The following is a 14,740-nucleotide window of genomic DNA, read 5'->3' on the forward strand; positions in this document are numbered from 1 at the left end:
CGGCTACCCTCCCGTCGACCGGGCCTTTCGCTCCAGAAGCCAGATGGCGGCTCCCGTCGCGACGCCGGCGACCACCCCGGTCCGGGTATGGGCGCCACGGACGCCTCGCGCCGCGCGACGCTCGCCCCAGCGGAAGATCGCCCGCTCGGCCGCGACCGTCCCGGCCACTCCGAGCGCGCCCAGCACGGTCACCGCGGCCAGCGCGGTGATGGTGGCCCTGATCCTCGCGGCCCGACCCGGCTCCGCGGTGGTCAGCCCCAGGGCGTCGGCGTCGATGACGGGAGCGACGGCGGCCAGTTGGGCGATCCCACTGAGGTCCACCTCGGCATCCGTCGTGTCCCGGCCGGAGCTCACGGAGTCGTCGTCATCGTCGTCAGACCTGGCCGACCACACCGCCACTCCCACGTTGGCCAGCAGCAGACCCGCCTTGACCCACCCGCGCGCCCGACGCGAGCCCACCACGTCCGGCAGGGCGTACCAGGCCGCCATCGTCGCGCCGCTGATCGCGGCGTCGGCCGCCGCCCTACGTCCGTGCCCCTCGCCCACTTCGCGCCTCCCGGTATCGATCTCAGGGGGCTCAACGACCTCGGCGCCGCCGGAGTTCCGCGGCGCGCCCGCCGACGCGTGCGCGAGGGGGCGGCGCGGCGTGTTCAGCCGGCCATGTGCCGCGCGGCGAGGTGGCTGAACAGCACGGACGTCCCGATCGGGTTGCCACCGCCGGGGTAGACCTCGCCGCTCGGCGCGGCCATCGTGTTGCCGGCCGCATACAGGCCGGGGATCGGCTCACCGGAGGCGTCGAGGACGCGGGCGTGGACGTCGGTCCGCAGGCCGCCCTTGGTGCCGAGGTCGGAGAACCCGAAGGCCGCGGCGTGGAACGGGCCGGACTCGATGGGCGCGAACGGGGCGGCGCCCTCGCTGAACAGTCGGTCGTAGGCCTCGTCGCCGCGCCCGAAGTCCGCGTCCTGGCCTGCGGCGACGAACTCGTTGAAGCGGCGGACCGAGGCGACGAGGGACTCCTCGGGCACACCGATCTCGCGGGCCAGGTCCTCGAGGGTCTCCCCGCTGCGCCAGAGCCCGGCCTCCTGGTACTTCTCCGTCTCCACCATCGAGACGTTGGGCGCCAGGACGGGGGGCCTGCCGTCTCCGGTGTTGTCGTAGACCAGCCAGTACGGCGCGGTCAGCTTTCCCGCCGCCACCTGGTCGAGCATGGTGCGCGCGAGCGAGTCGTAGGGCGCGGACTCGTTGGCGAAGCGCTCCCCGTCCTGGTTGACGAACATCCCGCCGACGATGCCCAGCGCGAACGCGGCGCGGCCGTCCGGGTGCATGAGTCCGGGAGACCACCACGCCTGGTCCAGCAGGTCGGTGTCGGCGCCCACCGCCAGGGCGGCCTGCAGCGCGGACCCGTCGTTGGTCGGCGGGCCCATGGTGTCCTTGGCCTCGCCCGGCACGCCGTACTCGGTGCGCAGGTCCTGGTTGGCCTCGAAGCCGCCGGCGGCGAGTAGGACGCCGCGGTCGGTGCGGATGCGCAGTCGGGCACCGTCCCGCTCGACCACAGCGCCCACGACGCGGCCGGCGTCGTCGGTGAGGAGCTCGCGCAGCGTCGTGTTGAGGTGCACGGTCGCGTTCTCATACGCCTCGATCGCGGTGAGGAACCGCGCGACCATGGCCCGGCCCCCGATGAACAGATCGTCGGGATGCGCGGCGCCCAGGCGATCGGTGTCGAGCGGACCGCGGATCACCTCGCGCAGGTGGGGTGCCTCGGCGACGGGCATCGGGGTGGGGATGATGTGCCGCTTGCCGTCCAGCCGGGCCTTGGGGGCGCTGCCGAAGTAGTCGATCCACGGGTAGGCCATGAAGGACAGGTGCGGGTCCTGCTCGAGGTACTCGATGAGCGGGGCGCCGCCGCGGACGTAGGTCTCCTGGAGGTCGGCCGGGGTGCGGTCACCGACGACCGCCCGGTAGTACTCGAGCGCGTCCTCGATCGTGTCGTCGATCCCCTCGCGCTGATAGACGGGGTTGACCGGGTACCAGACGCCGCCGCCGGCGGAGTAGGCCGTGGTGCCGCCGAACCGGTCGCTGGCCTCGATCATCGTGACGGTCAGGCCCTCGCGGGCGGCGGTGTACGTGCCGCACAGACCACCGCCCCCGGACCCGACGACCAGGACGTCCACGACCTCGTCGAAGCCTGCTGCGGTTTGCGCCATCGCCTGTCTCCTCACTCCCGGCGCCCGTGAGCAGGGCGCACGTCCGGCGGGCTCCACACCCGTGGACGCCGACCCTAGAGCGGGCCGGGACGGCACAGCCGAGCCGGTTCCGGTGAGCGGGAGGTGGCGAGCCCGCCCACGGCGACGTCAGCCGACGTGCCAGTGACGGCGGATGAGCTCGTCGCGCGCGGCCTCCCCCTCCGCCGGGTCGTCGGTGTCGCGCAGGCCGTCGAGCACGGCGTCGATGAACGCGGCCGGGAACACGCCGTCGGCCTCGAAGAGCTCTCGCTCCCCCTCGAGCGCGTCGGCCGACTCCCCGCACGAGGACGGGAGCTGCTCGAACTCGTCGTGGGCGTCGACTCTGAGCCGCTCGGCCAGCTGCAGGCTGTCATCATCGCGCAGCCCGCGCGCGGCCGCGACGGCCATGCCGGCCAGCAGCAGGTGCACGTCGGCCGAGCCGTCGCCGAGCCGCAGTTCCACGGTCTGCGGATGCACGGCGGGTTCGGGGATCGGCTCGGTGGTGCCGGGGTTGGCGTGGGCGACCATGCCCGCGAGCACGTCTCCGCCCCAGGCGAGGGGGACCCGGACGAGGCCCGTGCGGTCCCGCATGCCCCAACAGATGTCCTCGGGGGACTCCTCGCCGTCGGAGAAACGCAGGTAGGAGGTGGGGACCGTGTTACCGAACGCGGTCAGAGCCCGGGCCGCCGAGAGGTACCCGGCGATGAGCCGACGCCCGGTGTCGCTGAGCTCGTCGTCGTCGTCATCGTCGTCGCCCCCACCCGCGATCACGTTGACGCCGTCGCGCACCAGGCGACTGTGGATGTGCAGGCCGTTGCCGGCGCCCTGACCGCTCACCAGCGGGGCGAAGGTCGCCTCGAGGCCGTGGGAGTAGGCGACCTCGCGCACCACCCATTTGGTCAGCACGAGGGCGTCGGCCGCCTGCTCGAGGGGCAGGGGCTGGAGCTCGATCTCGTGCTGGACCATCTGCCGGTCGGCGGTGCGGATGTTGCCGACCTCGCCGTGGGCGTACTTCAGCGGTATCCCCATGGCGGCCAGGTGGCCCAGCACCTGCTCGCGGACCCGCTCGTGCTTGGAGAACGGCGCCGACTCCTGGTAGCCGCGTTCCTCCTCGACCGGGTAGATCGCCTCGGGCGCGTCGACGAGGTAGTACTCGAGCTCGCCGAAGGCCTCGAGCGTCATGCCGGTCTGTCGCGTCAGGGCCTCGGCGGCGCGGCGCACCACCTGCTCGCGCGCGTAGGGCAGCGGGGTCCCGTCGGGCGCGTAGAACGCGCACAGCACGTCGAGCGAGCGGCGTTCGCCGAAGGGGTTGAGGAACGCGGTGCGGTGCCGGGGGACGATGTAGACGTCGCTGGCGTCGGTGTCGGTGCCGGGGAAGACGCTCGAGCCGTCCACGCGCTCGCCGCGGGTGAGCACCTCGGCGAGGTGCTCGCGGGAGTTGACGGGGAACGCGACGGTCTTGAGGCGACCGTCGCCGCCGACGTAGCGCAGGTTGACCTGGCTCAGCCCCAGCTCCGCGACCGCGCGCACGAGGTCGCCTGCGGTGAACTCGTCCGTGGGCTTACCGAGCAGCCGGACGAGGGGGTGGGGTTCGAGTGCGTCGATGGCCATACCCCGTTCTACCAGCGCTATCGCATGCCGGCTTCCGGTGCGCGAGACAGAACTCGCGTGGCCCGGGCGTCAGAACCAGAGGTCGGCGAGCAGTTCGATTGACTATCCCCTCCCGAGAATCACGTCGTGAACACGAGGGGCGTACACCCTTCGCTTGTAGGCCTCAGGATCGATGAAGGCCAGAACACCGAGCTCCACCAACTGTCCGACAACCTTGTTGGCTCGACCATAAGAGACGCCCAGCGCCTGTTCGACGTGGCGAACCGTGAAAGTCGGATGGGCAACCGCGAGGTCGATTACCGAGATCGGCGTTGCGGAACGCAAATGGGACCCGCGGACGATTTCCTTGAGTTCGGCTTGCACGCCGACGAGTTCGATCATCTGCGTGTGCGTGGTGCGCGCGGCAGCTTCGAGTCCCCGTGCGAAAAACGCCACGTAGGTGTCCCAGTCTCCCCGCGTACTCACACCGAGAAGGGCGTCGTAGTACTCGGCACGTCGAGCCTCGAACCATGGCGACACGGTAAGAGTCGGCTCCCCTAGGACGTCCATCGAGAGGAGGTGTAGAACGATAAGAAATCTCCCGAGGCGACCGTTCCCGTCGCGGAACGGGTGCAATGTCTCGAACTGGTAGTGCGACATAGCCGCGGCGACCACGGGGTCGAGCGTTGAACTGTGGTCAGTCCGCATCCAGTCGACGAGGTCGGACAGCCCCGCCTCGAGGAGCGGGCCGGGGGGCGCCGGAACAAAGCGAGCTCGCATGATCGCCGGACCGCGCGGGTCCACGTCCGATCTCAAGCCGACGACAACCTGGGTATCGCGTAGCCGACCTGAGACTCCCTCAAGGGGCCCACCCCTCATGAGTACGCCTTGGAGGTCGTACAACATCGTCGTTGACAGCGGGCGTCCGTCCGCTGCCCATGCGAACCCGAGGCGCGCCATTACTTCGAAGTTGAGGATCTCACGGAGATCCGGCGACCCAGGTTCTTCCACGTCCGCCCCCAGGACCTCGGACAGGGGCGCGTACGTGCCCTCCAGAGCGGAGGTCGAGTGCGCCTCACGGCGAAGGGTAGGGACGCGGAGGAGGGTCGGATCCGGTAAGCGTCGCGCGGTGCTGTCCAAGGAGGCCAACGCCGCGCGGGCGTTCCCCACCGCCAGGACGGTAGGCATCGTGAGTTCTGGCATCCCCTCGGGGAGCCGCGCGGGGACGAACGCCTTATGGCGCCAGTCGCCGACGCGCGGGTCGGTGCCGACGATATCTACGAGCGCGCCCGTCGAGTCGTTGACGAACATTTCCAGGTTCACAATGTCACTGTAGGCCCTCTTGAGTGACATTGTCGGCGCCACCATTGCACTCAACCGGCGTCAGACGAAAGTGACCTACCCCCGCCCGCGCGCAATCCCGCGCCGGAGACCATCAGACTCAGAACTAGAGAATCGGTGAGCCCGTCCGCGCCACGACCGACCGCCCGCCCGATCTGTCAGTCCAGGTCCTTGGACCAGCCCCGCAGACTCCAGCGGTGCCGCCGACGCTCCCGCGGACGGCGCCCGGGCTGCTCGCGCTCCTGGTAGTAGTCGAACACAGGAAGGCCGAGCTTGAAGCGGATCGCGGCCACCCGGAGGCTGAACCCCACGACCAGGGTGATCGCCGCGCTCCAGTTCTCCGGGACGCCGACGGCCGTGAGGCCCACAAAGACGAGCGCGGCCAGGATGGCGATGCTGGCGTACAGCTCCTGCCGGAACACCAGCGGCACCCGGTCGCACAGCAGGTCACGCATGACTCCACCGAACACGCCGGTGATGACCGCGGCGGCAACGGCGATGAGGACACCGTGGCCCATCTCGAGCGCGATCCGGGCGCCGATGATCGCGAAGACCGTCAGTCCGAGTGCGTCGAGCCCCAGGAAGAGGACTCTGAAGTGCCGCATGATCGGGGCCACGACCACGGTGAGGACCGCGGCCAGCGCGACCAGCGCGAGGTAGGAGGGGTGCTTCACCCAGATGAGCGGGTAGTGGCCCAGCAGCACGTCGCGGATCGAGCCGCCGCCGATGGCGGTGACGCACGCGACGATCACCACTCCGAACAGGTCCATGCGCTCGCGACCGGCGGCCAGCGCACCGGTCATCGCCTCCGCGGTGATGCCGATGAGGAAGAGGACGGTGAGGAACTCCACGGTTCTTCTCAGACCGTGCGGGAGGCGAGGTGACGGGTCAGCATGGGCCTATCCTCCCGCGCGCCCGTGGGGAGCGCGCCGCGAGGGCCGGATGCGGGTGGTCCGGGTGGTGGGTCCGGGTGGTGGCGGCGGTCAGAACCAGAGGTCGGCGAGCAGCTCGATCGAGCGGTTCCGCACGGCGGGGTCGTAGGCGTAGGTGACGGTGATGAGCTCGTCGGCGCCGGTGCGCTCGACGAACTCCTGCAGCTGCGCCTTGACGGTGTCGGGCGAGCCGACGGCGCTGATGTCGAGCATCGGGTTGGTCGCTCCGGCGAACTGGGCGGGGTCGACGGGCGGCTGGATCTTGCGGCTGCGGCCGGCGCGGAGGTCGAGGAACATCTGCTGCAGCGTGGTGAACTCGCGCTGCGCGGCCTCGTCGGTGTCGGCGACGACCACGTTGATCCCGGCCATCACCTGCGGCTTCTCGATGCGGGCGGTGGGCGCCTCGGTGCTGAAGGTCTCGCGGTACACGCGGATGGCGTCGTCGATCTGGTCGGGCGCGAAGTGCGAGGCCAGGGAGAACGGCAGGCCGAGCTGCCCGGCGATCGAGGCGCCGTTGACGGTGGAGCCCAGCACCCAGATCGGCACCTCCGTCCGCTGCGAGACCGCGGAGAAGATGGGAACGCTGTGGGCGGTGCCGGACTCGCCGAACCAGCCCTGGAGGTCGTAGATGTGGCGGGCGAAGGCCTGCGGTTCGGCCGACGAGCGGCTCAGGGCCTGCGCGGTCATGCCGTCGGTGCCGGGGGCGCGGCCCAGGCCGAGGTCGATCCGGTCGCCGTGGATGTTGGCCAGGGTGCCGTACTGCTCGGCCACCATGAGCGGCGCGTGGTTGGGCAGCATGACGCCACCTGAGCCCACGCGGATCCGCTCGGTCACCGATGCCGCCTGGGAGATGAGCAGCGAGGTGGCGCTGGAGGCGAGGTTGGGGGTGTTGTGGTGCTCGGCGAACCACAGGCGCGAGTAGCCCAGCCGGTCGGCGAGGCGGGCGGACTCCATCGACGCGGCGATACCCTCGCGCGCGGTGGCCCCCTCGGAGATGGAGACCAGGTCGAGAATGCTCAGGGGGACCGACACAACGCACCTTTTCGTAGCTCACCGTGACCGCCGCGAACATCCGCGGCTCGTGCGTCGAGGCTACCGACGCGCGGGGATCGGTGACGGATCACGGATCCGGGAGGGGTAGGTGGCGACGACGACGACGAGGCCTGCGAGCCCGGGCACTCGAGCGGTCCCGGGTGGCCGCGCTTCGGGCGTCCGACCGGGCCGGACCCGCCATCGCTCTACGATGTCGGCCATGGGCTCCCCGGACGTCGGCGCGACGATCGACACGATCCGCCTCGGGCTGGGCGGGCTCCACCCCGGAGAACGCAGGGTGGCGGAGGAGATCCTGGCCCGGCCGGGCGAGGTCGCGGACCTCAGCGCGGCCGACCTCGGTCAGCGCTGCAACACCTCGGCCGCCACGGTGGTCCGCGCGTGCAAGTCGCTCGGGTTCCAGGGTTTCCAGCATCTGCGGATGCTCCTGGTCCGCGACGCGGGGGCGGCCGCCGCCGCGGCGGCCCCGTCGGCGGAGTCGGCCCCCGGGCCTCTGGATCGACTGCTCGAGGAGATGCACCAGGCGCTCGTGCGGGCGTCCCACACGGTGGACCGCGAGCAGCTACACGCGGCCGCGGAGATGCTCGCGGGGGCGCGACGGATCGTGCTCGTGGGCTCGGGGACGTCTGCGTCGTTGGTGCAGTGGGGCGTCCTCCGGTTCAGCAGCGCCGGCATCCCCCTGGAGGCCCCCACCGATCCGGCCGCCCAGATCGTCGTGTGTCGCCTCCTGGGCACGGAGGACGTGTGCCTCGCGATGAGCGACTCGGGAATGAATCGCAACACCGTCGACGCTGTCCGCGCCGCGCGGAAGGCGGGCGCGGGGATCGTGTCGATCACGGGTCACGGGCGGACCGCCGTCGCCGCGGAGGCGGACATCAGCCTGGTGGTGCAGTCGCCGGGGGTGTGGAACTCCATCTCCACCGTGGGCGGCCTCGTCCAGGCCCTCGTGTTGGGAGCCCTGCAGGAGTTGGTGGCGGACCGTCGCGGCCTCGGGCCGGCCCCCCGCGCGGTGGTGGAGGCGGAGATCTTCACCAGCCTCGCGCCCGATCGGCCGGAGAATCACTGACTGTTCCGCCGGATCCCACCGATCGGCAATCCCGATGCTCCCGTCCGTTCACCTGACCGGACCAGTCTTCGTGCAACAGGATTTCTTGCCGTGAAATCCGATTGCGTAGCGGAGTTGGTGCATGAGCTCGATCGAACTCGAGGGTCTGAGTAGACGCTTCGGAGACACGACCGCGGTCGACGGAGTCGACCTGAGAATCGCCGACGGCGAGTTCCTGGTCCTGCTCGGCCCGAGTGGCTGCGGCAAGTCCACGCTGCTGCGCATGATCGCCGGGCTCATCCCCGCGACCGGCGGCACCATCCGCATCGACGGGCAGGACGTCACCGACGTGCCCTCCCGCAAGCGCGACCTGGCGATGGTCTTCCAGAACTACGCCCTCTACCCGCATCTCACGGTGTTCAAGAACCTGGCGTTCCCACTGCGCCTGCGCAGGCTGGGGTCCGCCGAGGTGGCCGCTCGCGTCGAGTCCATCGCGGAGCGCCTGGAGATCGCCCACCTGCTGGACCGTCGGCCCAAGGAGCTCTCCGGTGGCCAGCGTCAGCGCGTCGCCGTGGGCCGGGCCATGGTCCGTGAGCCGCGCGCCTTCCTCATGGACGAGCCGCTGTCCAACCTGGACGCGACCCTGCGCTCGGCGACCCGCCACGAGCTGGTCGAGCTTCACCGCGCCCTCGGTTCCACGTTCGTCTACGTCACCCACGACCAGGTCGAGGCCATGACGATGGCCACTCGCATCGTGGTCCTGCGCGACGGCCGCGTCCAGCAGATCGGCACGCCCGAGCAGATCTACCGCGAGCCGGCCAACACGTTCGTCGCCGGGTTCATCGGGAGCCCCCCGATGAACCTGGTCGAGGCCCCGCTCGACGACGACGGCGCGTCCGTCCGCGTCCACCTCGGTGACCACGCCTTCCCCCTCTGGCCCGGCCAGACCCCGCCGATGCGGGTGACCCTCGGCATCCGGCCCGATCACCTCACCCTCGCCGAGGGTGCCGGAGGTCCCTCGGACCTGCGGATCGACGGGCTGGTCACCACCGCCGAGAAGCTGGGGCACGAGACACTCCTGCACGCCGAGACCGCGGTGGGCGCTCTGGTCTCCCGCGCCCCTGCGGACTGCCCGCTGGCGGCCGGCGACCCGGTGGTGCTCTCCGCCCGCGTCGAGCACCTCCACTTCTTCAGCCCGGAGACCGGCGGCCGTCTGCGGTGGGAGTCGCACGCGCTGCCCAGAACCGCGACGCTCACCCACTCCGCCTGAGCCCGCCCGGCCGGGTCCCCCTGATCCACCTCGCGCGCCGGGGCCCTTCCCCGGCGCACCCACCACCCACTTCTTCGAAGGACGACAGATGACGCTTTCCAGCCGTGCTCTCGGTGTGGCCGCCCTCCTCACGGTGGGCGGACTCACGCTCTCCGCCTGCTCGGGCGGGGCCGCGGGATCCTCCGACGACCAGGGCGGGGCCACCACCGCCAGCGCCGCCGCCGCATTCGACCCGGACAGGCAGTACGAGATCGTGTTCGAGAGCTACAACCTCGGCAACGCCACCTGGGAACCCACCATCCTGGGGTTGATCGAGGAGTTCGAGGAGCAGCACCCCAACGTCGACGTGATCCCGCAGGCCCTCGGCGCGGATTCCACTGCCGCCGGTGGCACCGCCGGAAGCGTCCAGCGCCAGGTCCTGGCCGGTAACCCACCGGACGTGGTCCAGATGACCTTCGACACCCTGGACTACGCGGTGGAGAACCTCTCGGCACAGCCACTCGACGTGCTCTACGGCCGGGACGCCGTGGACGCCCACTTCGAGGACGGCATCCCCATGCACGAGAACGTCCGCGACTTCGGCGTCCTGGGCGAGCACATCTACGGCGTGCCGTACGTGCTGTCCACGCCGATGTTCTTCTACAACGCGACCGGCCTGGCGGAGGCCGGGGTCGCTGCGCCCGACTTCTCGACCTGGGACTCGGTCGCGGAGGCGGCGCGCGCCGTCACCGAGAAGACCGGCAAGCCGTCTCTGAGCGTGTCCTGCCTGGATCCTGTCGGCGAGTGGTGTCTGCAGTCGATGATCCGCTCCAACGGAGGCCGGGTCCTCAGCGAGGACCGGTCCACCATCGAGTTCGGCTCCGACGAGACCGTCGAGGTCATCTCTCTGATGCAGGACCTGTACGAGGACGGAGTCCTGGAGAACGCCGACTTCACCACCCAGAGCGAGAGCTTCGCCGCCGGCGAGGTGCTCATGCACGTCAACTCGGCGTCCATGCAGGCGAGCTTCGAGCAGGGCGCATCCGCCGGCGGGTGGACGATCGAGGCCGCCGGCATCCCGGCCTTCGACGGCTCCCCCGTCGTCCCGACCAGCTCCGGCTCGGCCCTGATGGTCTTCTCGCAGGATGCGGACAAGCAGGCCGCCGCGTTCGAGCTGCTCAAGTTCATGACCGGTGAGACCGCCTACGAGGCCATCGCCCCGCTCGGCTACCTCCCGCTGCGGACCGGCCTGATCGAGGAGGGCAACGCGCTGGCCGAGTGGGCCGCCGGCAACCGCCTCCTGGCCCCCAACCTCGAGCAGCTCGAGTCGATCGAGCCGTGGGTCGCCTACCCGGGTGAGAGCTACGTCCAGATCGGGTCGTTGCTGATGGACGCCGTCAACGAGTCCGTCTATCAGGGCGCCGACCCGCAGGCGGCCCTCACCGGGGCGGCGTCCCGTGCCCAGGATCTGGCCGACCGGTGACCGTCCCGTCTCTGACGTCGCCTCCCCCGGCGCAGCTCGCCACCGCGAACTTCCGTGATGTCGCCCGCCCGGCCGGGGTCGTTCCCCTGATCGCCCCCGGCCGGCTGTTCCGGTCCGCGTCGCCACACGAGATGCCGGCAGCCGGAGTGGACCACATCCGTCGCCTGGGGATCCGCACCGTCATCGATCTGAGATCCGAGGTGGAGACGGCGGCACGGCCGTCGGTCTTCCCCGCTCCCCAGGTGGAATTGGTCCATGTCCCCCTGGAGCTGATGGGCGCCGCGGAATCCCACCGCACCGAGCTCACCCTGGACGCGCTCTACAGCCGCATGCTCGTCGAGCGTGCCGACGGCCTGATGCGGGCGGTACGCGCCGTCGCCCGGGCCCCACGGGGCGGGGTGCTGGTCCACTGCACCGCCGGTAAGGACCGGACCGGACTCACCGTCGCCCTCATCCTCAGCGTCCTGGGGGCGCCGATGGACACGATCGTCGACGACTACGCGATGACCGAGTCCCTCCTCGCCGGCCCGTGGACGGACTCGATGGTGGCCGCCCTCACCGCGGCGGGGATGAGGATCGACGAGCGCCTGCTCCAGATTCTCGCGGGGAGCCCAGCAGAGGTGCTGGCCACCGCGTTCGCCGCCCATGTCCTGGCCCCCTGGGGCGATGCCGCCGCGTATCTGCTCGCCCACGGCCTCGCCGCCGAGGAGCTGACCGCCCTGCGCGACCGCTTCCTGCTCAGCCCCTCCCCCTTTCCGGCTGCCGCCAGCCGACCCGTCACCCCGTCAGAGAAAGGCGCACCGTGACCGCGTTTCCCACCCAGTACCCCGATCCGACCCACCGGATCCTGCACCTCAGCGACACCCATTTCGTCAACGCTCGGCGGCCCCTCTACGGGGCGATCGACTGCGACGCGCAGCTGGCGACCCTCGTCGAGCGTCTGCATTCCTCCGAGATCCGGCCCGATGCGATCGTGCTCACCGGTGACCTCGCTGATCGTGGCGCCGAGGACGCCTACCTGCGCCTGCGCTCGGCGCTCGATCCGGTGGCCACCGAGTACAACTGTCCGATCGTGTGGGTCATGGGGAACCACGACGACCGCCGGGCCTTCCGCCGGATCCTGCGGGACGACGTCACCGGCGAGGGCGGCCCGGTGGACCACGTCACCATGGTCGACGGGCTGCGGATCATCGCCCTGGACTCCACCGTGCCCGGCGTGCACCACGGTGAGATCACCCCCGACCAGCTGGAATGGCTATCCGCGGAGCTCGCCACGCCCGCCCCGAACGGCACCCTCCTGGCGTTGCATCATCCGCCGGTGCCCACACACCTGGGACTGCTCCGCGCAGTCGAGCTGCGGGACGCTCACGTCCTGGAGTCGGTTCTCGCCGGCAGCGACGTGCGCGGAATCCTCGCCGGGCACTTCCACTATTCGGTGTCCAGCACGTTCGCCGGCATCCCCGTCTCGGTGGTCTCGGCGACCTGCTACAGCCAGGACCTGCTGGTGGCTCCCGGTGACTCACGGGCCCAGAACGGTGGGCAGGGCTTCGCACTGGTGGACGTCTACCCCGATCGGGTCGTGCACGCCCACATGCCGCTCACCGAGTTCGACACCGTCTACGCCGTGTCGGCCGAGCAGCTCACCGCCATGCTGGACCCGGACGCCGTGTCCGCCGTCGACCTGCTGAGCAGCTGATGTTCGTCCCCGCGCTGACCGATTCGGCGCCTCCCGCGGCTCCCGCGACGCGGCCGGGCCGGCGGACGCCTGACCATGGCGGATCCGGATTCAGCCCGCCCCGCGTCGCCCGCGCACTCACACCGCTGGCCTACGTCCTGCCCGGCGTCGCACTCCTCGCGATCTGGGTGTACAAGCCGCTGGTGGACGCGGTGAACCTGTCGTTCTACGACTGGAATCTCATGCCCACGAGCCCCAAGACCTACGTGGGCCTGGAGAAGTACGCCCGCGTCCTGGAGTTGCCCGAGATCCGACAGGCGGTCGCGAACACCGGGCTGTACATCCTGGCCGCGATGGTCTTCCTCGTCGTCGTCCCCACCGGGATCGTCCTGGCCACCCGCAGCATCTCGTCCCGCGCCGGGAACCTCTACAAGGGGGCGCTCTTCCTGCCGTATCTCATCCCGCCGGTCGCGGTGGGCGCGGTGTGGCGGTGGCTCTTCGCCGACGAGACCGGGGCCATCACCAGCGCCGCCGCGGCCGTGGGCGTGGACCTGGGCACCGTGTTCCGCGACCAGGACACCGCGCTGTGGGCGATCGTGATCATCCTGGGCTGGCAGATGTTCGGCTTCGGCGTGCTCATGGTGACCGCCGGCTACACCTCCATCGGGCCGGAGTACGCCGACGCGGCCGCGATGGACGGTGCCAACAGCCGCCAGATCATCGGCAGGGTGATCCTCCCCCTGCTCTCGCCGACGCTGGTGTTCCTGGGCCTGATGGCGGTCCTGCTGGTGGCGCAGTGGTCGTTCCCGCTCATCGATCTGCTCACCCAGGGTGGGCCGTCGGGTACCTCCACCAACATCTACTACCTGCTGTACGACGTCGGGTTCCGCAGCTTCGACTCCGGGCTCGCCGCTGCCGCCGGCACGCTGTTCTTCGTCGTCTTTGGCCTCATCGCCTGGGCGTTCGTGGAACTCAGCCAGCGACTCAGCTTCTTCGACGACTAGGACAAGACGATGACCTTCGTTCTCGACGCCCCCGCACCGGCGCCCCAGGCCGCCCCGGCACAGTCCCCCGGTCGCGGCGGTTCCACCTCACCGGCCGTGCGCGGCTCGGCCACCGGACCCGGTCGGGCTGCCCGCCGTGACCGGCCCAGGCCCGCCGTCCTCGCCCACGCGGTGATGATCGCCCTGACCGCGTTCGCCCTGTTCCCGATCGTGTGGATGGTGGCCACCTCCCTCACATCCCCGGACCGGATCGCCGCCGGCGAGATCCTGGGCCCCGGCACCTCGCTGGGCAACTACGCGGCCGCGTGGGGCACCATCGATCTGGGCTCGATGATGGTCAACTCGCTGGTGATGTCAGTGACCATCGCACTGGCCCAAGTGCTGGTGGCGATCCTCGCCGCCTACGGGTTCGCGATGTTCACGTTTCCCGGGAAGAAGCTGCTGTACCTGCTGTTCGTCGGCTCCTGGCTGGTGCCGTTCCAGGTGACGATGATCCCCAACTACGTGCTCATCGCCAACCTCGGGCTGCTCAACACGGTCCTCGGGATCATCGTGCCCAATCTGTGCTCGGCGTTCGCGGTGCTCATGCTGGTGCAGCACATGTCGGCGCTGCCCAAGGAGCTGCTCGAGTCCGCCGCGATTGATGGCCGGACCTCGTGGTCCACGCTCTGGACGGTGGTGGTCCCCAACGTCACCCCGGCCATCGCCTCACTCACCGTCGTCACCTTCATCTCCGCGTGGAACGAGTACCTCTGGCCAGTTCTCGTCATGCAGCAGGACACCTCCGTGGTGCAGGTCGGCATCCGCAGCTTCCTCACCGCCGAGGGCAACGACTGGGGCACGCTCATGGCCGCCAGCTCGATCGCCTGCATCCCAGTGGTGCTGCTCTACGCGCTGCTCCAGCGGCACGTGATCGACGGGTTCGTGCGGTCGGGGTTGAAGTAGGACGACGACGAGCTTGCGGTTCCCACATGGCGTGGCCGCCCGCGGACGTCGGGCGTTCGTTGACGGGCAGATCAAGCAGCTGGGCTGGCCGGATATGTAGCTCGACCACGCCAGCGGCATCCGCCACCCCGCGATCAGCTCGTCTCGTCGGGGTTCGCGGGGCGGGGCGATATGTCGGAATTACTTCCGACGTAGCGGATACGA

The 14,740-nt window shown here is 70.3% G+C and carries 13 protein-coding genes; 7 read left to right on the forward strand and 6 right to left on the reverse strand.

The window, feature by feature from the left end; genetic code table 11:
• Positions 1–3: 3 nt before the first annotated feature.
• The 6 genes from RWK90_RS09860 to RWK90_RS09885 form a co-directional block, all read right to left on the reverse strand.
• The gene (locus RWK90_RS09860; protein WP_314037308.1) at positions 4–546 is read right to left on the reverse strand and encodes a hypothetical protein; all 543 of its coding nucleotides are present in this window, start codon (positions 544–546) and stop codon (positions 4–6) included.
• Between the two features lie 104 nt (positions 547–650).
• Entirely contained in the window at positions 651–2,204 is a 1,554-nt protein-coding gene (locus tag RWK90_RS09865) for an FAD-binding protein (RefSeq protein WP_314037310.1), read from the reverse strand.
• 147 nt (positions 2,205–2,351) lie between these two features.
• Positions 2,352–3,833, reverse strand: a complete 1,482-nt coding sequence (locus tag RWK90_RS09870) for a glutamine synthetase family protein (RefSeq protein WP_314037312.1) — start codon at positions 3,831–3,833, stop codon at positions 2,352–2,354.
• Positions 3,834–3,935: 102 nt separating this feature from the next.
• Complete coding sequence (locus RWK90_RS09875; protein ID WP_314037314.1) at positions 3,936–5,135, reverse strand: Fic family protein; 1,200 nt, start codon at positions 5,133–5,135, stop codon at positions 3,936–3,938.
• Positions 5,136–5,311: 176 nt separating this feature from the next.
• On the reverse strand, positions 5,312–5,956 hold the full coding sequence (locus RWK90_RS09880) for a trimeric intracellular cation channel family protein (RefSeq protein WP_396230320.1): 645 nt from the start codon (positions 5,954–5,956) through the stop codon (positions 5,312–5,314).
• Positions 5,957–6,136: 180 nt separating this feature from the next.
• Positions 6,137–7,117: an LLM class flavin-dependent oxidoreductase gene (locus tag RWK90_RS09885; protein WP_314037318.1), complete on the reverse strand. Its 981-nt coding sequence runs from the start codon at positions 7,115–7,117 to the stop codon at positions 6,137–6,139.
• 220 nt (positions 7,118–7,337) lie between these two features.
• On the opposite strand from RWK90_RS09885, the gene RWK90_RS09890 reads away from it, so the two are divergent.
• The 7 genes from RWK90_RS09890 to RWK90_RS09920 all read left to right on the forward strand — a co-directional run bounded on the left by RWK90_RS09890 (position 7,338) and on the right by RWK90_RS09920 (position 14,536).
• Positions 7,338–8,201: a MurR/RpiR family transcriptional regulator gene (locus tag RWK90_RS09890; protein WP_314037320.1), complete on the forward strand. Its 864-nt coding sequence runs from the start codon at positions 7,338–7,340 to the stop codon at positions 8,199–8,201.
• Between the two features lie 121 nt (positions 8,202–8,322).
• Positions 8,323–9,450 (forward strand): ABC transporter ATP-binding protein, encoded by a 1,128-nt coding sequence (locus tag RWK90_RS09895; RefSeq protein ID WP_314037322.1) that lies wholly within the window; start codon positions 8,323–8,325, stop codon positions 9,448–9,450.
• Between the two features lie 88 nt (positions 9,451–9,538).
• A complete protein-coding gene (locus RWK90_RS09900; protein ID WP_314037324.1) occupies positions 9,539–10,912 on the forward strand; it encodes an extracellular solute-binding protein in 1,374 nt (457 codons plus the stop codon).
• Positions 10,909–11,718 carry a tyrosine-protein phosphatase gene (locus RWK90_RS09905; RefSeq protein WP_314037326.1) on the forward strand — a complete coding sequence of 270 codons (810 nt, stop codon included), beginning with the start codon at positions 10,909–10,911 and terminating at the stop codon, positions 11,716–11,718. Before RWK90_RS09900 ends, RWK90_RS09905 begins: the two co-directional genes overlap by 4 nt.
• A complete protein-coding gene (locus RWK90_RS09910) occupies positions 11,715–12,608 on the forward strand; it encodes a phosphodiesterase (protein WP_314037328.1) in 894 nt (297 codons plus the stop codon). Before RWK90_RS09905 ends, RWK90_RS09910 begins: the two co-directional genes overlap by 4 nt.
• Positions 12,608–13,591 (forward strand): sugar ABC transporter permease, encoded by a 984-nt coding sequence (locus RWK90_RS09915; protein ID WP_314037330.1) that lies wholly within the window; start codon positions 12,608–12,610, stop codon positions 13,589–13,591. The genes RWK90_RS09910 and RWK90_RS09915 overlap by 1 nt, the downstream gene beginning before the upstream one ends.
• Before the next feature lie 9 nt (positions 13,592–13,600).
• The gene (locus RWK90_RS09920; protein ID WP_314037332.1) at positions 13,601–14,536 is read left to right on the forward strand and encodes a carbohydrate ABC transporter permease; all 936 of its coding nucleotides are present in this window, start codon (positions 13,601–13,603) and stop codon (positions 14,534–14,536) included.
• Positions 14,537–14,740 lie beyond the last annotated feature (204 nt).

The sequence above is a fragment of the Dietzia sp. CH92 genome, assembly GCF_032248695.1.
Classification (GTDB): domain Bacteria; phylum Actinomycetota; class Actinomycetes; order Mycobacteriales; family Mycobacteriaceae; genus Dietzia.